Origin of the sequence: Gordonia sp. SGD-V-85 (assembly GCF_001456905.1) — a bacterium.
Lineage (GTDB): Bacteria > Actinomycetota > Actinomycetes > Mycobacteriales > Mycobacteriaceae > Gordonia > Gordonia hongkongensis.
Genome location: NZ_LNQO01000030.1, coordinates 18792 through 37342 on the forward strand (window position 1 = coordinate 18792; position 18551 = coordinate 37342).

22 protein-coding genes and 1 pseudogene are annotated in these 18551 nt (G+C 65.5%); 11 read left to right on the forward strand and 12 right to left on the reverse strand.

Annotated features, from left to right (window positions below):
• The first annotated feature begins 4 nt into the window (after positions 1-4).
• Together AS181_RS22890 and AS181_RS22895 are read left to right on the forward strand one after the other, a co-directional pair.
• Positions 5-433 (forward strand): arsenate reductase ArsC, encoded by a 429-nt coding sequence (locus tag AS181_RS22890; protein ID WP_035755467.1) that lies wholly within the window; start codon positions 5-7, stop codon positions 431-433.
• The gene (locus AS181_RS22895; RefSeq protein ID WP_035755471.1) at positions 430-852 is read left to right on the forward strand and encodes an arsenate-mycothiol transferase ArsC; all 423 of its coding nucleotides are present in this window, start codon (positions 430-432) and stop codon (positions 850-852) included. The genes AS181_RS22890 and AS181_RS22895 overlap by 4 nt, the downstream gene beginning before the upstream one ends.
• 52 nt (positions 853-904) lie before the next feature.
• Here the strand turns inward: AS181_RS22895 and AS181_RS22900 are convergent, their stop codons facing one another.
• Positions 905-1402: an ArsI/CadI family heavy metal resistance metalloenzyme gene (locus tag AS181_RS22900; RefSeq protein WP_035755472.1), complete on the reverse strand. Its 498-nt coding sequence runs from the start codon at positions 1400-1402 to the stop codon at positions 905-907.
• A gap of 97 nt (positions 1403-1499) precedes the next feature.
• Here AS181_RS22900 and AS181_RS22905 point away from each other — a divergent pair, with 97 nt between their 5' ends.
• On the forward strand, positions 1500-1859 hold the full coding sequence (locus tag AS181_RS22905) for an Rv2640c family ArsR-like transcriptional regulator (protein ID WP_035755474.1): 360 nt from the start codon (positions 1500-1502) through the stop codon (positions 1857-1859).
• Here the strand turns inward: AS181_RS22905 and AS181_RS22910 are convergent.
• The 3 genes from AS181_RS22910 to AS181_RS22920 form a co-directional block, all read right to left on the reverse strand.
• Positions 1824-3032, reverse strand: a complete 1209-nt coding sequence (locus tag AS181_RS22910) for a hypothetical protein (protein ID WP_035755476.1) — start codon at positions 3030-3032, stop codon at positions 1824-1826. The genes AS181_RS22905 and AS181_RS22910 overlap by 36 nt on opposite strands.
• Before the next feature lie 695 nt (positions 3033-3727).
• Positions 3728-4054, reverse strand: coding sequence for a helix-turn-helix domain-containing protein (locus AS181_RS22915; protein WP_035755478.1), 327 nt, complete (start codon positions 4052-4054; stop codon positions 3728-3730).
• Complete coding sequence (locus AS181_RS22920) at positions 4051-5097, reverse strand: tyrosine-type recombinase/integrase (RefSeq protein ID WP_035755480.1); 1047 nt, start codon at positions 5095-5097, stop codon at positions 4051-4053. Before AS181_RS22920 ends, AS181_RS22915 begins: the two co-directional genes overlap by 4 nt.
• A gap of 121 nt (positions 5098-5218) precedes the next feature.
• Between AS181_RS22920 and AS181_RS25530 the strand changes: the two are divergent.
• From AS181_RS25530 to AS181_RS22930, 3 genes and pseudogenes are all read left to right on the forward strand, one after another.
• Positions 5219-5341: pseudogene (locus tag AS181_RS25530) on the forward strand (transcriptional regulator); the annotation flags it as partial.
• A gap of 285 nt (positions 5342-5626) precedes the next feature.
• Positions 5627-6028, forward strand: a complete 402-nt coding sequence (locus AS181_RS22925; protein ID WP_035755482.1) for an ArsR/SmtB family transcription factor — start codon at positions 5627-5629, stop codon at positions 6026-6028.
• On the forward strand, positions 6025-7971 hold the full coding sequence (locus AS181_RS22930) for a heavy metal translocating P-type ATPase (RefSeq protein ID WP_035755484.1): 1947 nt from the start codon (positions 6025-6027) through the stop codon (positions 7969-7971). The genes AS181_RS22925 and AS181_RS22930 overlap by 4 nt, the downstream gene beginning before the upstream one ends.
• Positions 7972-8136: 165 nt before the next feature.
• Here the strand turns inward: AS181_RS22930 and AS181_RS22935 are convergent, their stop codons facing one another.
• From AS181_RS22935 to AS181_RS22945, 3 genes are all read right to left on the reverse strand, one after another.
• Entirely contained in the window at positions 8137-8397 is a 261-nt protein-coding gene (locus AS181_RS22935) for a redoxin NrdH (protein WP_051406002.1), read from the reverse strand.
• Between the two features lie 301 nt (positions 8398-8698).
• The gene (locus AS181_RS22940) at positions 8699-9073 is read right to left on the reverse strand and encodes a helix-turn-helix domain-containing protein (protein ID WP_231381005.1); all 375 of its coding nucleotides are present in this window, start codon (positions 9071-9073) and stop codon (positions 8699-8701) included.
• Entirely contained in the window at positions 9070-9750 is a 681-nt protein-coding gene (locus tag AS181_RS22945; protein ID WP_139114264.1) for a DUF6349 family protein, read from the reverse strand. Before AS181_RS22945 ends, AS181_RS22940 begins: the two co-directional genes overlap by 4 nt.
• A 116-nt stretch (positions 9751-9866) precedes the next feature.
• Here AS181_RS22945 and AS181_RS22950 point away from each other — a divergent pair, with 116 nt between their 5' ends.
• Positions 9867-10121, forward strand: coding sequence for a hypothetical protein (locus AS181_RS22950; RefSeq protein WP_035755488.1), 255 nt, complete (start codon positions 9867-9869; stop codon positions 10119-10121).
• A 31-nt stretch (positions 10122-10152) separates the two neighbouring features.
• The gene (locus AS181_RS22955) at positions 10153-10644 is read left to right on the forward strand and encodes a hypothetical protein (RefSeq protein WP_035755490.1); all 492 of its coding nucleotides are present in this window, start codon (positions 10153-10155) and stop codon (positions 10642-10644) included.
• A 19-nt stretch (positions 10645-10663) separates the two neighbouring features.
• On the opposite strand, the gene AS181_RS22960 is transcribed toward AS181_RS22955, so the two are convergent.
• From AS181_RS22960 to AS181_RS22975, 4 genes are all read right to left on the reverse strand, one after another.
• Positions 10664-11938, reverse strand: a complete 1275-nt coding sequence (locus AS181_RS22960) for a PIN-like domain-containing protein (protein WP_139114265.1) — start codon at positions 11936-11938, stop codon at positions 10664-10666.
• Positions 11939-11997: 59 nt separating this feature from the next.
• A complete protein-coding gene (locus AS181_RS22965; protein ID WP_035755494.1) occupies positions 11998-13029 on the reverse strand; it encodes a nucleotidyl transferase AbiEii/AbiGii toxin family protein in 1032 nt (343 codons plus the stop codon).
• Complete coding sequence (locus tag AS181_RS22970; RefSeq protein WP_035755497.1) at positions 13029-13697, reverse strand: type IV toxin-antitoxin system AbiEi family antitoxin domain-containing protein; 669 nt, start codon at positions 13695-13697, stop codon at positions 13029-13031. The genes AS181_RS22965 and AS181_RS22970 overlap by 1 nt, the downstream gene beginning before the upstream one ends.
• 125 nt (positions 13698-13822) lie before the next feature.
• The gene (locus tag AS181_RS22975; protein WP_171011589.1) at positions 13823-15592 is read right to left on the reverse strand and encodes a DNA cytosine methyltransferase; all 1770 of its coding nucleotides are present in this window, start codon (positions 15590-15592) and stop codon (positions 13823-13825) included.
• A 105-nt stretch (positions 15593-15697) separates the two neighbouring features.
• Here AS181_RS22975 and AS181_RS22980 point away from each other — a divergent pair, with 105 nt between their 5' ends.
• Together AS181_RS22980 and AS181_RS22985 are read left to right on the forward strand one after the other, a co-directional pair.
• Positions 15698-16075, forward strand: a complete 378-nt coding sequence (locus tag AS181_RS22980) for a hypothetical protein (protein ID WP_137809384.1) — start codon at positions 15698-15700, stop codon at positions 16073-16075.
• A gap of 125 nt (positions 16076-16200) precedes the next feature.
• Positions 16201-16437 carry a helix-turn-helix domain-containing protein gene (locus AS181_RS22985; RefSeq protein ID WP_035755500.1) on the forward strand — a complete coding sequence of 79 codons (237 nt, stop codon included), beginning with the start codon at positions 16201-16203 and terminating at the stop codon, positions 16435-16437.
• A 463-nt stretch (positions 16438-16900) separates the two neighbouring features.
• Here AS181_RS22985 and AS181_RS25250 read toward each other — a convergent pair whose 3' ends face one another.
• Positions 16901-17053 carry a hypothetical protein gene (locus AS181_RS25250; protein WP_171011586.1) on the reverse strand — a complete coding sequence of 51 codons (153 nt, stop codon included), beginning with the start codon at positions 17051-17053 and terminating at the stop codon, positions 16901-16903.
• Positions 17054-17555: 502 nt separating this feature from the next.
• On the opposite strand from AS181_RS25250, the gene AS181_RS22990 reads away from it, so the two are divergent.
• Entirely contained in the window at positions 17556-18512 is a 957-nt protein-coding gene (locus AS181_RS22990) for a M56 family metallopeptidase (RefSeq protein WP_035755572.1), read from the forward strand.
• The last annotated feature ends 39 nt before the right edge of the window (positions 18513-18551 follow it).

Here is an 18551-nt window from a genome sequence, read left to right on the forward strand (position 1 = left end):
TCCCATGTCTGCACAGACACCGAGTGTGTTGTTTGTCTGCGTCCACAACGCCGGCCGCTCTCAGATGGCCGCCGGGTTCTTGACCGCCCTGGGCGGCGGTCGGGTCGAGGTTCGTTCCGCGGGGTCAGCCCCCGCCGACGCCATCAACTCCGCCGCTGTCGAGGCAATGGCCGAGGTCGGTATCGACATCTCCGACCAAGCACCGAAGATCCTCACCCCCGACACCGTCGAATCCTCCGACGTGGTCATCACCATGGGATGCGGCGACGCCTGCCCGGTCTTTCCCGGCGTCAGCTACCGCGACTGGGCCCTGGACGACCCTGCCGGCAAAGGCATCGATGCGGTGCGCCCGATTCGCGATCAGATTCGTTCGCTCGTGGTCGACCTGCTGGCCGAGATCGCGCCCGCCGACGACACCGCGAGTGTGCGATGAGCACACCACACTCGGTTCTGTTCGTGTGCGTGAGCAATCGGGGCAAGTCGGTGATGGCCCAAGGTTTGGCGAGCACGCTGGCCGACGGAACGATCAACGCCTCCTCGGCCGGCACCGACGCCGCGATCGGCAAGCGCGTCAACGAGCTGTCCGCTCAGGTACTCGCCGAGGCCGGCGTCGACGTCAGTGACCACACCCCTCGCCAGCTCACCGACGACCTGATGCGCGAGGCGGACCTGACCGTCGTACTGGGAACCTCCGCGCAGGTCGCCCCACCAGAAGGGGCCGTCGTCGAGGTCTGGGAAACCGATGAACCCTCCTTGCGCGGGATCGACGGCGTCGAGCGCATGCGCCTGATCCGCGACGACATCGCCGCTCGACTCACCGACCTCACCACCCGCCTGACCCACACCACCTGAACCGGTCGGCGGGCACCATCAGGGGTGCCCGCCGACCGGCGGGAATGGCCTCTCAGCAACAAGCGGTCGACGCACTCACCGTGGACTGGCCGGGCTGCGCAGCGCCGGCGGTACCGCAGCACACCGCAGAATCAGAGTCAGGGGTCTCGTTGTCCGCCAACAGCGTTGGGCTGGTCCCGAAGGTGTCAGAGTCGGCCAGCACCGTGTAGACCTCCCACTTTTCACCTGCCGGACCGGTCACCCACACCTTGTCCTGGGTCGCGAAACAACAGGTGGCGTTGATCTCCTCCTCGGTGAACAGGCCTTCGCCGCTGAGCCGGGCGATCTCGGCGTGCACCTGATCGCTGGACTCGACCTCCACACCGAGGTGGTTGATCGTGCCGCCCTTACCCGGATTCTCCAGCAGCACCAGCTTCAACGACGGCTCCGCGACCGCGAAGTTCGCATAACCCGGCTTGCGTTTGGCCGGTGCCACATTGAACAACTTCGAGTAGAACTCAACCGCCTGATCCAGATCATCGACGTTGAGCGCGAGCTGCATGCGCGACATGACTACCTCCACCTGTGAGACATACATCGAACTACTGACATGGTCCAGAGTGCCAACCTCTTCGACATATGTCAATGAGGTCGGTAGGATTGGGTACATGCCCAAGACGCTTCCGGTCATCGACATGACCGATCCCATCTGTTGCGCACCCGTCTCGGCCTCGCCGCTGGATGACGCCGCGGCGCTGGAGATCGCCCTGCGGCTCAAAGCTCTTGCCGATCCAGTGCGGATCAAGCTGATGTCGATCCTGCTCACCGATGCCGCGGGGGAGGTCTGCACCTGCGACCTGGCGACTGCTGTCGGATTGTCTGAGCCCACGGTCAGCCACCACCTCGGACAACTCAAGAAGGCCGGCATGGTCCTGCCCCAGCGCCGCGGCATGAATGTCTACTACCGGGCCCACGCCGACGCTCTGCAAGCTTTACGGCAGGTCCTCGACCCGACATGCTGCCGCTGAGCGACTTGTGTCTACCGGGACGTCGGTCGGCGGGGTTGGGTGCTCGGTGTCGTGGCTGTGCAGGTAGGCGGTGTAGTCGCGTTGGGCCAGTTGCGCCCACTGCGATGAGGTCGTAGAGCACAGTCCGAGCTGGGTTGCCAGGACTGCGGCGGGTAGGTCCGCGCCCAACGCGAGTAGGGCGTGGTTGCGGCTGATGCGGGTGGGAATACCTGCGGTGGTGAGCTTTCGGTTCAGTGTTCTGACGTGCATCGGGTGGTGGGCTGTTCTGCCCGGGAAGAGGTAATGTCCGCGGCCGTCCCGGGTGCGAGTGCGCGGGTCGGCGCAGACGGTGCCGGCAAGGGTGTCGATGAGCTCAGCGAGGCGCTCGGGTAGCTCGATAGGGTGACGTGCCAGCGTCACGTACCTCCGGTCGCGATCGTGGGTGAGCGACGAAGTGGTGAGGTTCTGCACCTGGGGGAGTCGTGCGCCGTAGAGCAGCACGAGTAAACCCGCGATGCGGGTGGGCAAGTCAGCGGAAGTGTCGCCGGAGAGCAGCGCGGCAATGGCGTGTTGGTGGGCGTGTTCGTCGCCGGTCTGCGACGGCGGTGGGGTGGGGTAACGGGTCACCGATAGGTCGGTGGCCAGTCCACGTTGCGTCAGCCACGTGATGAACCCGGCGATGTTGTTGGTGCGATGATGCTGTCCGTCGGTCCAGGCATCGAGCATCGGTTGGGTCAGGTCACTCACGGTGTGGCCGTGCTCGTCGAGGTGGGTCAGAAGCGAGATGGCGACGCGAATTTTGTTGCGGCCGGAGTCGGCGGCGGCGTGGGTGAACCGGCGACGGCGGGACCTGCGGCGAGCGCGCCGCAGGATGGCCCAATGCCCATAGGGGCGGATCAGCGCGCTGTGGTGGGCGGGCAACGCGGCGGCGGTCTCGTTGATCCACGTGTCGAGCCGTTCGAGGGCTTCATCGCGTTCGGGCAGTATGGCGGCCTCGATAAGCAGTTCGCGCAGATGGTGGCGCCCCCACCCCGGCGGGCACTGGTCGAGCACGGTGTGGCTCATGGGGTGCTCGCTGGAGGCCAGCGACCTCAGCAGCTGGCCGGTCGCGGGCTTGGTCAGCCACCTCAGCGTCGAGCGCGGCTGGCCACGGGCGGCAAGGAACGCCGGCAACTCCTCGAGGCTGTCGGGCATCGACCCCTGAGGTGTGGTGAGCAGGTCCCGGGCCTGCCGGATGATCGAGCAGCGGTGGCAGGTTCGGGCGAAATGATGTTGCCCCGTTCCGCCGCACGTTGCACACCGATAGTCCAGGTCAGAGCCCGCGCATGGACCGCAGATGCGTTGACTGGCAGCATTTCTGCCGATGAGTGCGGCGGTGGTGCCGCAGTCGGTACAGGACGCCGACTCGGACAGAGTCCGTCGATAGCAGCGCACGCATACTGGTCCCAAGGGCCACCGGGTGTGCACTTCACGGAGCAGTCCGCAACGTCTGCACGTCTCCTCGGGTGCTGTGGCGCAGCGCCGGCACAGGTCCACGGCGCCGGGGCGAGCTCTGATCGCGATCGGCGCGTGGTCGTTGCAGCGTCCGCAGAGGCGTGCCGGTGCGGTGTAGCAGCGCTGGCACAGCTCGCCGTCCTTACCGCTGGTCTTGATGTGGTCGATCTGTCCGCAGCCGGTGCAGCGGCGTTTGGGACGCGCACAGTGACCGCATAGCGGATCGCCTGCGGCCGTGCGTGTGCTGGGGGCGGTGCGCTTGCCGCAGTTGCTGCACGGTTCGCGGCGGCGGATGTTGTAGCAGGACCGGCAAATTCCCCCTTCGGGTGTGCGTTGGGATCTCGGGGCGATGGTGCCGCAGTCCGAACAGGGATACTTCGGCGGAGAGGCGACACTCACGACTCGGTGCCCGGTCGTCGAATGGTGGTGCGACGAGCGGTGATCGGTGTGACCCCTGCCGGTTTGCCGGCAGTCTTGCGGACTGTGGTGTCGACGATGTGGGGTTCGATCAGATCGTTGGGGGTGCACTCGAGGATGTCGCACAGGGCGACCAGGGTGTGCATGCTCAGCCGTTGCGGTTGTCCTGTCACCAGCCGGTACACCTGCTCGCGGGAGAGTGTGATGCCGCGGTCAGCGAGGTGCGGTTGCAGATCGGTGGTTGAGTACATGCCGTGGGCGGCCATCCTGGCTCGCAGATGCCACGTGTAGTCGATCTGCTTCATGTCGGGGTCCCGTCATTGAGGAGGTGGCCGTATCGGGCGTGGATGGACTGCATGAGCAGTCCGTTGCGGTACTCGTTGCTGACCCCGATGTAGACCGCCGTGGTCGAGGAGAATGCGTGGCCGACTTGTTCCTGGATGAATCGTTCGGTGTAGTCGAACTCCACCAGATGCGTGACGTAGGAGTGGCGCAGCGAGTGGAGGTCGAGTGTCGGGTCGATTCCTGCGGCGTCGCGGGCGGTGGCGAAGGCGGTGTTGAGTGCGCGCACTCCCAGTCGGCTGCCGCGTTCGGTGAGAAACAGTGCTGGGTGTCCGGTGTGGTCGAGCTCGCTGCGCACTTCGGTGAGGTAGTGGTCGAGGATGTCCACGATCCAGCTCATCTCCGGCACTGTGAGCACGGTGCGGCGTTTGGGCGGGCCGCCCCGGGACGCTTTGCCGTGCCGCACTGTCAGTGCCCCGAACCGACCGAAGGCTGGGAATTTCGAGTTCCTGCGGAGGTCAACGACGTCGCTGCGGGAAACCTCCTGCCGGCGTAGGCCGTAGGCGTAGCAGTATTTCAGTGCTACGGCGTCTCGCAGCGCCGGTATCGCTCCTTTCCGGCCGCGAGATCGGATCTGCGCGACCCGTGCGTCGGCGGCATCGAACAGTGCCTGGACCTCGTCGTAGGTCAGTGGCCGTCGACCGGGATCACCTTCGTACTCACCGATGTGGATGATGGAGTTGTCTTCGTGGAAGACCTGCACGGGCGCGCGACCGAACTGAGCAATGCACTCAGTAACCCAGTCGTAGCGGGCATCGAGCAGGTAGGCACAGAACAGGCCGATGTCCACCTCGTAGCCGCGGACGGTGGACAACCGAAGTGGGGTTGGGCCCGATCGAAGATGACTGATCCACGCTTCGCCCTCCTCGGGGGTCCACTGCCACGGATACAGTCCAGCGAACTCGGCGAGGCGGCGCACTAGCCGCGTTCGAGGACCGATTGTCGACTCGCGCAGGAACTTTGCCCGCTGCTGCTGAGCCCACCCGTCAACCATCGCATCGAACATCGCCCGTTCAGGATCGAGCTGCACAACATTCTGGGTCAGCGCTTGTCGCGCGCTGACAACGTCGTCACGTGTCACACCTATGTTGTATCAGATGCATCAATGATGCACGCAACTGTTCTGCTGCCTACGTGGGTGCGGTCTAGTGATCGCGACGCCTGAGGGTCGGCGCAGTCGATATGAGTTGGCTGACAGTCGGATTGGGCATGCACTCGACGGTCTACTTGGGCCGGTCCTCACGGTGGATTCCGCACCGACGTCGCAGACGGACTGGCCCTCGGCGTGCAGGGACCCCCACGTTCTTTCTCGACGACCAGCGGTGAGAACCCGCCTCAATCGACGACCTCACGCAGCCCCTTCACCAGGCTGCGACGGATCAAACCCCTTTAGGAAGTCCACACCGCCAGATGGCACTCTGTCGTATCGACAGAAGCGGTCTCCCACGTTTGCCGCGTTCCGCAAAGCTCCTACGAGGTACGAACTGCACCGACCCACGCTTTGATTGATCGTTGATAGCAGTTATCATCGGTATATGACGATGAATGAAGTTGGTGAGTGTTTCGTTTCGAACGGCACCGGATCGAATGTGGATGCGGCGGTGGCGTTGTTCCACAGCCTGTCTGATGGCACCCGCTTAGCGATCGTGCGTCGCCTAGCTACCGGGGAGGCCAGGGTCGCCGACCTCGTAACAGAGTTGGGACTGGCGCAGTCGACGGTGTCGGCGCATGTGGCATGCCTGCGCGACTGCCGACTGGTGGAGGGCCGCCCACAGGGCAGGCAGGTGTTTTACAGCCTCACCCGCCCTGAGCTGATGGATTTGCTGGCATCGGCGGAAACTCTGCTGGCTGCCACCGGCAGCGCGGTAGCGCTCTGCCCGAACTACGTCAGCGACGTCACCGATTCAGTCCAGGCCAGCAAGGAGAGTCTTCGATGAGCGATGCGTGCGGCTGCGGCCACGACGAACCCACCACCGACGAGACCGAGGAACACGCGCCGGAACACCTGTGGCAGGTCCGGGAACTCCAGTTTGCGGCAGTTTCCGGGGTGTTTCTGTTGGGCGCGTTGATTGTCGGCTGGGTCGGCGCACCCCGCGCGGTCGAGATCGGCCTCGAGGCGGTAGCACTGGCGCTGGGGGCCTGGACGTTCGTGCCTTCTACCCTGCGCCGGTTGGTGAAGGGACAGATCGGGGTCGGCACATTGATGACCATCGCCGCGGTTGGTGCGGTCATCCTCGGCGAGGTCGGAGAGGCGGCAATGTTGGCCGTCTTGTTCTCCATCAGCGAAGGCCTCGAGGAGTACTCGCTGGCCCGCACCCGCCGTGGTTTGCGGGCCCTGTTGTCGCTGGTGCCCGACCAAGCGACCGTGCGCCGCGGCGGCACTGACGTGATGGTGGCACCGAGTGAGCTACGCGTCGGCGACATCGTTTTGGTCAGGCCCGGCGAGCGGGTCGCCACGGACGGCGTAGTACTCAGTGGGCATACAGCACTGGACGTTTCGGCGATCACCGGCGAATCCGTCCCGGTCGAGGTCGGTCCGAAGGCAGAGGTGTTCGCCGGGTCGATCAATGGCACTGGGGTACTGGAAGTCGAGGTCACCACGACCTCCGAGGACAACTCGCTGGCCCGGATCGTCCGGATCGTCGAGGCTGAACAATCCCGCAAGGGCGCGAGCCAACGCCTGGCCGACCGGATCGCCAAGCCCTTAGTGCCCGGCGTGATGGTCGCCGCGGCCCTGGTCGCAGGGATCGGTAGTCTCGTTGGCGACCCGATGGTATGGATCGAACGCGCGTTGGTGGTGCTGGTCGCCGCGTCTCCGTGCGCGCTGGCGATTTCGGTGCCGGTCACCGTGGTCGCTGCGGTCGGAGCGGCAAGCAAGTTGGGTGTCCTGGTCAAGGGTGGCGCCGCGCTCGAGGCGCTGGGCAGGGTCCGCAATATCGCCCTCGACAAGACTGGCACACTTACCCGTAATCAGCCGGCCGTCATCGAAGTCGCTACCACAAACGGCACACGCGGAGAACAAGTCCTCGCCGTTGCCGCGGCGCTGGAAGCCCAAAGCGAACACCCTCTGGCGCGCGCGATTCTGGCCGCTACCGATCTGCGGATGGCGGCGGCCGAGGTCGAATCTGTCACCGGCGCCGGACTGACCGGCCTCGTCGGTGGCCGTCCCGCCCGGCTCGGCCGACCGGGCTGGCTAGACGCCGGTGAACTCTCGGACACAGTCACGGCGATGCAAGAAGCTGGTGCCACTGCCGTGCTGGTTGAATACGACGGCCAGCTCATCGGCGCCATCGCGGTGCGCGACGAGCTGCGGCCTGAAGCGGCCGAGGTGGTTAGCCACCTTCATCGGTCCGGTTATCAGGTAGCAATGCTCACCGGCGACAACACGGCCACCGCTACCGCCCTCGCCGCGCAAGCTGGCATCACAGACGTTCACGCCGAGCTACGACCGGAAGACAAAGCCCACCTGATCACGCAATTGCGCAAGTCGCGGCCGACAGCGATGGTCGGCGACGGCGTCAACGACGCACCCGCGCTGGCCACCGCAGACCTGGGCGTCGCCATGGGCGCGATGGGCACCGACGTCGCGATCGAAACCGCCGACGTAGCTCTCATGGGCGAAGACCTACGGCATCTGCCCCAAGCGTTCGACCACGCCCGCCGTGCCCGCCGCATCATGCTGCAAAACGTCGGGTTGTCGCTGGTGATCGTCGTCGGCCTGATGCCGCTGGCCCTGTTCGGCGTACTCGGCTTAGCAGCCGTGGTGCTTGTCCACGAACTCGCAGAGATCGTCGTCATTGCCAACGGTGTGCGTGCAGGCCGTGCGAAACCACTGACCGCCCCACCCGCAACCTCAGCCCCAATCACAGTGCCGGCGTAGGCAAAAGCAACTTCCATACCGGTGAGCACAACCCACACCCGGGTTGTGCTCACCGTGCTCGCCCTGCTTATTGCCGTCGGCGATCTGAGCCTATGACGCCCAATCTGGAACAGGCGCTTAAGCAAACTGTGAGGAACTCGATCGTTGGCGAGTCGACCTCGGTTCTCACCCAGCCAATGTTGCATCAGCTGGCAATAAATCCCGTTCGGCGAGTGCCTTGACCCGGTCGGGGCGGAATCCCGACCAGTGCTCACTGCCGGCAACCACGACGGGGGCTTGCAGGTAGCCCAGGCTCATCACGTAGTCCCGGGCGGCGGCGTCGGTGCTGATGTCAACCACCTGGTAGTCCAGTCCCTGCTTGTCCAACGCTTTGTAGGTGGCGTGGCATTGGACGCAAGCGGGCTTGGTGTACACAGTGATCGTCATTTCTGAAACCTTTCTATCGGTGGCTGTTTGCTTTCTTCTATTCTATACCTAATGGGCTGTATATGCAAGGGCTGCAACGTATTTCAGTGTTGCGGGAAAAACGCCTAGACATGCTGTTAGTGGTCCTTTGAATGCCCCCACCTTGTCTATTCCGGGATTCTTTTGATTTGTGCGGAAATATCCACAGAAACGCGCACCGAATACCTTCGGAATTACAGGGGGTTGCGTGGCTGCGCCGGTAGGCAAGAGGGCTCCGGCCCTCGGGATGGCTGCTGGCGGCGCAGAGAGTGGCGGGGCCGGGTCAGCGGATGGTGGTGATGAGTGCGCTGGGCGTGGTGTGCAGGGCGCGAGCGATCCGGGTGAGTGTGACCACGGTCGGCGCGCGCTCACCGGCCTCGATGCCGCGCAGGAAGGTCCGGCTGGTGCCGACGGTGCGGGCCAGTGCTTGCTGGCTGATCTTGAGTTCGGTGCGGCGGGCGACGATCGCTGCTCCGACGGCGGTCATGACGGCGGTCTCGTCGACGCTAATTGCGGACGGTTCGCTCGACATGGATTCGGGCCTCTCGGGGGCGGTGGGTGGTTGTGTGGTGTCGAGCTTGCCAGAGCCGACCGAAGGCGAGTGCGTGCCGTGCCCGGCACGCAGGCCGGGCACGGCACGATCGGTGGTGTCAATCATCGGCCGAGCGTTTCGGCGGCGACGTCGTAGCCGCCCCACAGCGATCGGCCTGGCACCGCCCGCCACCCGTGCGGTCCCCGGCGGGTGATCATCGGGTAGCCCTGGGGCCGTTCGGTGCCGTGTAGCTCGGTGACAGTGGTTTCCCAGTTGCGGCGGGTGCGGCGCTTGGGTCCGTCGTCGTAGGGCACCGAGGGCACGATCGGGTCGTCGCGCCATCCCGGGAAGCAGTGATCCAGGCCCAGCAGCGCAGCGTCGGTGTCGGTGTCGTCGCCGACAACCTCGGAATGCCAGCCGCAGCCTCGGCAGAAGCTGCGCGAGACCAGATCACCCACGCACAGGCAACCGCGGTGCGAGGTCCGGTTGCATCGGAGGTCGGTTTGCAGGGTGATCGGGATGCACGTGTCGGTCGGTTCGCGGCTGCTCGCGTACTCACCGATCGCGACGTGCCAGCCGTGCGAGTCGCGCAGGCAGGCGAGATCAGGCCACGCCTTCCTCCACTGCGCCATCGCGTGCTCGTAGTCGGCAATCGTGGTGCACCGCAGGGCATACAAGCGAGGGACACCGGTTGTGCGTTCAGCGTGCGCACGCTCATCGCGTGCCGCCTCGGCGAACATGTCGAGCTGTAGGCCGTGCGAGGACGGCGCGGTCGGCGTCGTCGGGAGAGTGGTTGTGGTCATGACTTGACTGTACCCCATAGGGTGCATATTGTGAACCCTATAAGGTGCAGCGCTCTGGCGGGTAAGACGCTCAGAACTGCACCACCACAGCAACATTCGACACAAGGGAGCCTCGCATGTCGTGGAGCTACAGCAACTGCACCGCCAGCCCGAGCGCACGCGAGATCATCCGCGCCACCAACGTGCTCCAGACCGGACATCCTGAGCTGGTACCCATCGAGCACGTACACGCCATGGTCGATCTGACGTGGTCCCAGTGGGCACTGGGGCTCGCCGAAATCCTCACCACCGGCATCGGGATCGTCCTGGCCGATGACGAGAACCGCGAATGCCTGTTCCTGGCCCGCACACCGATCTACGCCGCCCACTGACGCCCCACGACGTCATCTGAGAGGACACCCCATGACGCGCCGCAGATCGCCCGACCACGACAACGACATCGACCTGCTCGATCTGCTCGACGGCACCGCTGAGCGCATCGAGGAGCAACGTCGCCTCGATGCCGAGGTTGCGACCCTGCGCCAGCTATGGGAGCAGCGTCGGGCCGGTCGACCCGACGGCCAACCCGTACCGACCGGTGAGGACTGGTGTGGCCGCTGCGGGCAGAACACCTTCGACTACGGGCTGGTCATCAACCACGACCTGGGCTACCTCGGCTGCCCGGTCCAGGTCGACCCCACCTGGTCGAAATACCAGTGCGTCGGCTTCCGAGGCGCGGTGGGCTACCCGTCAAGCACGCTGACCGTCGACGACCTCTGCGACCGCTGGGACCGCCAGTTCTTCCCCGACTGCGAATGCGGACACCCCTGGGGAGTACACACCCACGCCGCCCACCCCACCTGGAGCTTCGCCTGCAACACCTCGTGCGGCTGCCCGATCTACCGGAATGCGTGATTGCCCGGGTCGCATCGCGTCAGTCGCCTATTGATCCCGGTTCCGTGTCATCCTCGGGCAGCCCGTCGTCATCGTCGGGCAGCCCGTCGTCGGTTGGTTTGGCTCGATCGGACGGTTGGGCTGTCCAGATCAATCGTTGGAACTCTGGGGAACGCGTGAACTCTGATAACTCTGATAATTGGTTATGAGCCAACTGATTTCGCAGTGTCTCCCAAATACCGGAGGACCTGAATCCGGTTATGGCGTTGAGCTCCTGCGCTGTCGGCATGTTAACCCCCCGAACCGCGTTGCGGTACATCTCCTCATTGCGGGCGGTTAGATCGGGGTAAAGGTCTGCGACCCGCAGGGTTGGAAGCTCAATCGTGGGGGAGAGCGTGACCCGCGTGTGTTTGACCTCGTCGATCACCTCATCTCCGACGTCGGCGTTGAGGTACTTGTTGAGGTCCTGGAGGAAGGTGTCGGTACTGACGTGGTGGTAGCGCTGGCCGGTCTCGTCAGCGAACTCCCGTCGGAGGTCGGGCAATGTCCCGAAGTCTTCGTCGTCGACGATGTGACGCCAGTCTGCCTTCATGTCGTTGCTCACGAACAGCACGTCCTGCTCGTCAGTTTTGGCCAGGTCCATCATCTCCATCCAGATGAGCGGGTCACCGATCCCGCCGTCCTGCTTGGCCTCATCGGCTCCAGTCCCCGGCGGTATGGCAGCGGCGAGGCGGGCACGTGCCTGGTCCTCCCATGCCCGGAGGTCGGTCGATGTCCGCCGCCGACCGACCTGACCGGGATCGGTGAACAGCTTCTCGATACGGTCTCGGATGGGGTCAGTTGCCTGAATTTGCTTGGTGTGGAGGATGTTCGACTCTCGCTCAGTCCGTAGTGCTTCTTCGACCTCCGTCGCGGCTGTCTTGAATGCCGCGTCCACCGCGTCGAGTAGTCGCTTCTGCACTCCCGTGTCCTTGACACCCTCGACAGCCGTGCGAAGTTCCCGCAGGAGTGGACTATTGGCGCCGTTCTTCTTGACCCTCGTGATGATGCTCGTCGCGCTGGCGTATTGCTTGGCGTGATCGTCTGCGACAGACAGTCGTTGACGGTGGTATTCGAGGCCGGCGCGGTAGGGAAGGAAGAGGCGCGGACGGATCTCGTCCCGTTCGAGCTGGGCGAGGATCTTCTCGCGCGACTCCTTCGATATCCGGTACAGGTCGAGTAGGACGTTGGCATCCAGTGCAATTCTGGCCTTAGTGACGAAATCGCCGCGCTCATCGTCGCCATAGGTGTACCACTCACCGAACACCTCACGCATCGCGTCCTCCTGCCTTCGCTGCGCTGTGCCCGTTTTGGTGCCGGGCCCGCGGGTCAAATCTAAAGTTCGGGTCCGTGGTCGTGGGAGCGTTCGGTGCTATGCGCCGATGGCCCCGGCGGGGCCTCGTGTGCGGGTGTGCGTGGCGCCGCGTGTGGTGCGCGGGTGTCGCCGAGCAGTTCTCCGATCGAGCGTGATCTCTGCGAGGTCCAGACTCCGTCGTCGGGGTTCCACTGGCCGTTCCCGGTCGCGCCCGTCAGGACGGGTTCGATGAGGCTGTTGGCGGCCGTGAGCGCGGCGTCGGGGTGGTGCAGGTGCGCGGGTAGGCCACTGTGGGCGGCGCGTTGGGGGTAGTCACGTTCCCAGGTCGGGTTGGGCAGAACCAACGGTATCGGGATCGTCAGGTCGCGGCGCTGTTCTTGGTGGCGGATCGCGGCGTGCAGCTGTTCGGCGTCGAACGATTGGGTGCGGGCGAGGATGACGAGGTCGACCAGGTCGTGGGCGCGGGTCGAGGGGGTGTCGCCGTGGGTGCCGTGCAGCTCGTAGAGGGCCGCGACCTTGTCGGCGACTGCTTCGGCGGCGGCCTGCATCCGGATGACGGGCATGGGGTCGAGTTCGTCGAGCGCGAGCACCGGGCGCGGGCTGATCGTCTCGGGCGGTAGCAGCATCTCCCGGTGGGTGGCGAGGTCGAGCGTGGCGTCGGAGAATCGTTGTCCGGCGATGTTGTAGCGGATACGTCCGGCGAACAAGCCGGGGCTACGGGTTGCGGTGATGGTGATGTCGAACTCGCCGAAGTCGCCGGGTCCGGGGTGGGCGGCCTGGCGCAGCGAGTGTTGCATGTGTTCGGCGTCGAGGCGGGTGGCTAGGTCGGCGTCGGCGGTGGGGCGGGCCTGGGTCGGTGCCCGGAATTGCAGGGCGGTGCCGCCGGTGAGGATCCACTGGTCGGCGTCGGGGGAGCGGAACAGCCGGGCCAGGAACAACTGGAGGGTCACGGTTTGGGCGAGCTCGTCGCGGCTGAACCTGCTCGTCCGCGCTTCGGCGGACAGGCGGGCTTTCAGCCCGGCGCGGAAGGCCTCTTCGGACGCATACGCCATCAGCCGACCAGCACCGGTTCGGCCGGCATCTGGGCCTGATCGAGCAGCGCGGCGAACAGGTCAGCACCGGAGGCGTAGTTCCAGCGCGGCGCGGCCCGATCACACGCCGCGATCAGCTCGTCGGCGTCGACCAGCGATTCGGTCAGGCAGGTGTGCAGCGCGGTCCCGAGGTGTCCGCCGTCGCCGTGGGTGAGGAGCAGGTCGGCCACGGTGCGCGCGGGTGTGGTGACCGGTAGTCCGTCGACGAGGTCCCAGTCGTGGGCGCGGTCACCGATCGACCGGCGCCAGGTGCGCACCGACGGGTCGCGGACGTTGATGCGGTGGGGGCTGCTCAGCTCGAGCCCGGATGCGGTGATCGTGCCCAGGCGCAGGACTTGGGCGGCGGCGGCGTGGCTCACGACGCTGTCGGGGCGTGTGCGGCGTTCCTCGATGTCGGCGGCGGGGTGGAGCGCCAACCATTGTGCCGCCCAGTCGCCGAGGGTTGTCCAGGCCGTGGACTCGGGGATCTCGTAGACGCCGTGGTGGACCCGGACGATGGCCTCACGGGCAGCGAGGCGGGCCAGGACGTAGGGCGCGACGCCGAGGTTGCGGGCTTGGGCGGTGGTGAACAGGCCGAACTGGCGATCCGCCAGCCCGCGGATCGCGCCCCACCGGCCAGCGTCGATCATGCAGCAATAATAGCAACGGGAGTGATCGGTGAGGCTTTCCGAGCTGTCCGAGCGCGGCCCGTCCGTGCAGACTGGCCCGCGTGCCCCGGCACAGTGGTCACGGTGTGCCGGGGCGGTCGACGTCGTCATCCGCTGGTGGGGTGCAGGACTTCGCGTAGGCGGGTGCCGATCCATAGCGGGACTGGTGGGGTGACGGCGTTGCCGTAGCCGTCGATCTGGTCGCGGCCTTTGCCCCACACGGTGAAGGTGCCTTTGTGGTCGCCGAAGTCGGGGTCGAATCCGCAGCCGCGGCCGACCTCGTGCGGGGTCATCATGCGGAAGAAGCACTCATCGAGCGGGATGTCGGCGAGGGCGTCGCGCCAGTGGGAGGCCAGCAGGGCGGTGGTGTCGCGGCTGGTCAGGGTGCCCAGTGGGTCGGTGAGCGGGTGCGCGGCGGTTTCGGTGCCGGTGCTGCCGTTCTGTTTGAACCAGCCTGCGAGCAGGGCGGGGTCGCCGGTCGCGGTGAGCAGGCCGGGGGTCTGTTCGGCGGTGATCGTCGGCATGGCCTGGGCATGGCTGGTCGGGGTGGTGTGCTTGCGGAAGGGCACCACACCCGAGGACACGATGCTCAGGGTCTCCGAACCGCCCTGGGTGGGCAGCGCCTCGTCGAGGCCGCGTGGTGCGCCCTGGAAGTTGTTGATGGCCATCGCGACCGGGGGAGTGAGCAGGCCGGTAGTGTTGGTGGCGGGCTGGGTCCACAGCGGCTGACCCAGGGTCCGGGTCCGGCACTGCGATCCGGGGCGCTCGAAGGTGTTTCCGGCGGCGACCATGATGGCGCCGGTACTGAGCAGCGCGGTCTTTTGCTGCGAGGTCTGGGTGGCCATCGGTTGCAGCGGATGGCGTTCCACGCCGCGTTGGGCCTTGGCCGGCATCAGCACAGCGGGGAACTCGGCGAACTTCTGGCGGCACCGCTCGGCACGGGCCATGGTCGCCGGGGCCAGCGGCTTGGTCCGCTCGCCGATGCGGGTGCCCAGGTGGGTGAGGTCCAAGGCCGTCAACGACGGTGTGGCGGTGGGAGAGACCTCACCGAAGCAACGCGGGCAACGGTAGTTGTACTGCTTGCCGTAGCGCACCGATCCGCTGGCGGGCACGCCGGTCTTCCACGCCCACATCGCCTCGACAGCCTCATCGCAGGGGCCACACCACGCCTGGGGGCGGTGATCGAGGTCGGGAGCGGGCAGCGTGCGGTCCCAGAACACGATGTAGAGCCGGTCCCGGCTCTGGGGGACGCCGAAGAACATCGAGTTGAGGTAGAGCACCTTGTGCTCGTAGCCGAGCTTGGTGATCTCGCGCAGCCACCACCGATACGTCGACCCGTCGCCGACCTTGCGTCGCCCGGGCACCGCTGGTCCCCAAGACTGCAACTCGGTGGTGCATTCGACCAGGATCAGCAGCGGGTGGTGCTGATCGGCGTAGTGCAGCACGCAGTTGGCCGTTGCGCGGTCCCGCTCGGATCGGGTGGCGCGTTCCTCGAACTCGGGGTCGTCGAGGTCGAACAACGTCAGACCCTGTTCGTAGGCACGTTGGGTGTTGGCCTGGGAATGGTTGGTGCAGGTCACCCCCGCGACCAGCAGATCGGCCGCCGGGAGTTCGCGCACCGAGTGGTAGGTGTCGGAGTCGGTGTTGATCAGATCAGCGATCCAGTGCTCGACGTGCGGGTGGTTGGCCTCGTGCACCTCGACCTTGTAGCGGTTGTGGTTGGCCCCGACGATGGTGTCGAATCCTGCGGCCTCGATGCCCTGGGTGAATCCGCCAAATCCTGAGAACAAGTCCAGCGCGGTCGGGTTGTCGTGACGGAATCGTCTGCGACGCAGCGCCGGTCGATGTTCCGCTGTCTTCGAGATGATGTGCCCCATGATCGTCGCTTCCTCGCCCATTCCATCCGTGGTGGTTGCCTATAGACTACCATCAGCGGTAGCCTATAGGCAACCATTACGGCACGGCGTAAGAAGGAGCAGCACATGGCAACGACCACCGAAAACACCTGCGCGGCAACACCGATGAGCGTTCATGCGCGAGCGATCGCCGCAAGCATCGAGCAGTGGCGCCGAGCCTGCGACCTCGCAGGCAGTGTCGACGCTGAACATGACGCGGCTGCCGCCCTTGTCGGGCTGGTCGAGCAAGCGATGCCCGAGCTGGCGCGCACCGAGGTTGTCGAGCGGTCGTATCTGGTCCGCCGGGTGCAGCGCTACGTCGGCCCGCTGCCTGAGCAGTGGGCGGCGATGGACGATTCCGGCCGCGACCAGTACTACTGTGACCACTGGCTGGCTGTCGAGGAGTTCGACGAGCACATCGACGACGACCAGCTGACCCTGACGATCGTGAAACCCGCGCAGTGAGCAGCTGTCCCGCGCCGACCGGGCGCACCGCCGTCGTAGTGCCGCCCGCGGCGACCTCGCCGGTAGGCTCAGCCACGCCGAGTGCGCCCGCCGACCTGGCGGGCGATAGGGGAGGAGGAGCCGTCATGGCCGTCGACATCGACGAACCTGCGTTGCTACGCGCTCTCGGAGAAGCGATCACGACCCGCCGCGAGGAACTGGGCCTCAGTCAGCGGGCCCTGGGTCTCGAGGCCGGCGTCGAGCGCAACATGCTGCGCGGCGTGGAAGACGGATCGCGGCGAGCAACCATCATCACCCTGGCGCGCATCGCCAAAGCTCTGAAAATGCCGGCCTCGCAGCTACTTCATAAGATCGGGCACTGACCTTCCCTGCATGGGGTGACACGCGGCCTCGGACCCAGGACGGAGGGGAGAGGGACTGCACAGTAGGGGGCCTCACCGCCCTCCCCTCCGATCCTGTGAGAACGGTCTTCGGCTGGGTGTGGCAACTCAGAAGAACGCGTCGCCACATTAGCAAACCGGATCTTTGCTGTAGTCGACAACTGGGCAAGCATGTTCGCGGCGCGCGAGCCAGCTGCGGTCAGACGCAGTCACAAGTAGCCAAAGCTGCTGGCGTGCAACGAACAACATCACCATCGGCGCGCTCTAAGAGCCACCAATGTGATCCGGTTCGCTGTTGCAAATGTACATCAGCCGGGGCGTTCGGCCCCGTGATTCCCGTTCACTATCGTCACTGGTGACGAAAGATAGTGCTATACACCGCAATTCGCCGAAAATGTACCTTACGACGTCGTAGCTGGTGATCCGCTGTGCTGCCGCTCCGCCATCAGAGGTAGCGCGGGGGATCGACTCTTGGGTCGTCGTCGACGGTATCGATCCTCGAGTCGGCAAGGGTGTCGGTGATTGCGGCGGCACTGGCACCGATGGTGGCGAATTGCGGGTCGGCGACGCACCATGCACGATCGGCCAGCCATGTCACCTAGGGCAGGCTCGAATCTTGGCGGCAACGCCAATTGCTGCGGCCGTGTGGTGTATCGATCCTCGATTGTCGCCGAGTTTCGCCAGCTGGCGCGCCATGCCTAGATGAGCGGTGACGTGCCGTCGGCGGTTCGTCGTGCAGAGGCCATGTGCTTCGGCGAAGAAAGTGTGCGCTGAGTGGGGTGTTGGCGCCCGCCGGACCTCTCGCATGGCCTTTCGGTACCGCCGCTGCTCATCATCGACGTGCTCGAAACCTGTGACCACCCGAAACGCTCCCTTGTCGGCGAGGTTCACTATGACCCCTGTCCACATCGACTCTAAATACTATCTCCGTTAGTAGGGAGCGTTCTAGGGGTTGCGGTGCCGAGTTTCTTGGGGCATGCAGGCGTGTGTTCCGGTCATACTTGGGTGCAGTGCCGTGTGGCGAGGGAAGAAGGATTGATGGAGAACGGTCCCAGCGAGTTGAACACCGTCGGCGCCTGGCGCGAGATGGGTTGGCGCTGATGAGCATGGCGGTGGTGCTGGTGGCTGCAGCGGCTCTGCTGGGTTGGTGGTGGCCGCGGTGGATGGTGCGTATCCAGCCACGCATCGATGCTCGGTGGGTGTTGGTGGCGTGGCCGGCCGCCCAGGCGATGTTCACGGCGTTGTGGGTCGCTGCGGTGTCGGTGCTGGTGGTGCCGAACCACTTCGGCGTGCATAAGTTGTCGGCGGTGGCCTCCTGCCTGCGTGTGTTGTCTCATGGCGCGCCGGCCCAGGTGGAGACCGTGGCTGGGGCCGCGGTGCTGGCCAGCACGGTGGCGGCGGCCGTTTGGGTGGTGTCCTTGGTGGCACGTGCTGCGGTCGCAATGGGCCGGGCACGCGAGCACTATCTGCAAGCGTTACGTCTGGTTGGCCAACGTTGTGATCGGTTTCCTGATGTGTGGTGGCTCAGCGATCAGCGGCCGATGGCCTTCTGTTTGCCGGGCCGCAACGCGGGGATCGCTGCGACGACGGGTTTGCAGGACGTTCTGACCGGCGCTGAACTGAATGCTGTGATGGCTCACGAACGCGCACACCGACGCCAGCGGCATCACGCGATCGTGTTGCTCGCTGGGGTTCTGGGCCGAGCGTTGCCGTTCATTCCGCTGTTCGCTCGCGGTGCTGATGAGGTGGCGACACTTGTCGAGCAGGCCGCTGATGCACGGGCGGCCGAACAGGTCGGCACCCGGACAGTGTGCTCGGCGTTGGGAACGCTGGCCCGATCGGCCGGGTCGTCGGATTTTCCGGCGGGGGCGTTGTCGATCAGTGATTCTGCGAGTGTGACGCCGCGTTTGCACCGGCTCTATGACGGTCGGCGATGTGTGTCACGTGGTCACCACGCAATGGCCGCTGCCACGGTTGCAGGGGTTGTTGTCCTACCTACCGTCGTCACCGCCACCGGCGCCGTGTCGGCGCTGGTGGCGGTAGCTTGCCTGCTGTGATGGTGAAAGCGAGCGTGTCATTTGCTCGAGGCCGTCGGG

Excerpts from the sequence above, each read along its gene's own strand:
- AS181_RS22920 (WP_035755480.1), bottom strand. The coding sequence starts at position 5,097 with ATGTTCGATGCGATGGTTGACGGGTGGGCTCAGCAGCAGCGGGCAAAG.
- AS181_RS22955 (WP_035755490.1), top strand. The coding sequence starts at position 10,153 with ATGACGCGCCGCAGATCGCCCGACCACGACAACGACATCGACCTGCTC.
- AS181_RS22890 (WP_035755467.1), top strand. The coding sequence starts at position 5 with ATGTCTGCACAGACACCGAGTGTGTTGTTTGTCTGCGTCCACAACGCC.
- AS181_RS22925 (WP_035755482.1), top strand. The coding sequence starts at position 5,627 with ATGACGATGAATGAAGTTGGTGAGTGTTTCGTTTCGAACGGCACCGGA.
- AS181_RS22940 (WP_231381005.1), bottom strand. The coding sequence starts at position 9,073 with ATGATTGACACCACCGATCGTGCCGTGCCCGGCCTGCGTGCCGGGCAC.
- AS181_RS22910 (WP_035755476.1), bottom strand. The coding sequence starts at position 3,032 with ATGCCCGACAGCCTCGAGGAGTTGCCGGCGTTCCTTGCCGCCCGTGGC.
- AS181_RS22980 (WP_137809384.1), top strand. The coding sequence starts at position 15,698 with ATGGCAACGACCACCGAAAACACCTGCGCGGCAACACCGATGAGCGTT.
- AS181_RS22930 (WP_035755484.1), top strand. The coding sequence starts at position 6,025 with ATGAGCGATGCGTGCGGCTGCGGCCACGACGAACCCACCACCGACGAG.
- AS181_RS22905 (WP_035755474.1), top strand. The coding sequence starts at position 1,500 with ATGCCCAAGACGCTTCCGGTCATCGACATGACCGATCCCATCTGTTGC.
- AS181_RS22990 (WP_035755572.1), top strand. The coding sequence starts at position 17,556 with ATGAGCATGGCGGTGGTGCTGGTGGCTGCAGCGGCTCTGCTGGGTTGG.
- AS181_RS22900 (WP_035755472.1), bottom strand. The coding sequence starts at position 1,402 with ATGTCGCGCATGCAGCTCGCGCTCAACGTCGATGATCTGGATCAGGCG.
- AS181_RS22895 (WP_035755471.1), top strand. The coding sequence starts at position 430 with ATGAGCACACCACACTCGGTTCTGTTCGTGTGCGTGAGCAATCGGGGC.
- AS181_RS22970 (WP_035755497.1), bottom strand. The coding sequence starts at position 13,697 with ATGATCGACGCTGGCCGGTGGGGCGCGATCCGCGGGCTGGCGGATCGC.
- AS181_RS22960 (WP_139114265.1), bottom strand. The coding sequence starts at position 11,938 with ATGCGTGAGGTGTTCGGTGAGTGGTACACCTATGGCGACGATGAGCGC.
- AS181_RS22950 (WP_035755488.1), top strand. The coding sequence starts at position 9,867 with ATGTCGTGGAGCTACAGCAACTGCACCGCCAGCCCGAGCGCACGCGAG.
- AS181_RS22945 (WP_139114264.1), bottom strand. The coding sequence starts at position 9,750 with ATGACCACAACCACTCTCCCGACGACGCCGACCGCGCCGTCCTCGCAC.
- AS181_RS22935 (WP_051406002.1), bottom strand. The coding sequence starts at position 8,397 with ATGACGATCACTGTGTACACCAAGCCCGCTTGCGTCCAATGCCACGCC.
- AS181_RS22915 (WP_035755478.1), bottom strand. The coding sequence starts at position 4,054 with ATGAAGCAGATCGACTACACGTGGCATCTGCGAGCCAGGATGGCCGCC.
- AS181_RS22965 (WP_035755494.1), bottom strand. The coding sequence starts at position 13,029 with ATGGCGTATGCGTCCGAAGAGGCCTTCCGCGCCGGGCTGAAAGCCCGC.
- AS181_RS22975 (WP_171011589.1), bottom strand. The coding sequence starts at position 15,592 with ATGGGGCACATCATCTCGAAGACAGCGGAACATCGACCGGCGCTGCGT.
- AS181_RS22985 (WP_035755500.1), top strand. The coding sequence starts at position 16,201 with ATGGCCGTCGACATCGACGAACCTGCGTTGCTACGCGCTCTCGGAGAA.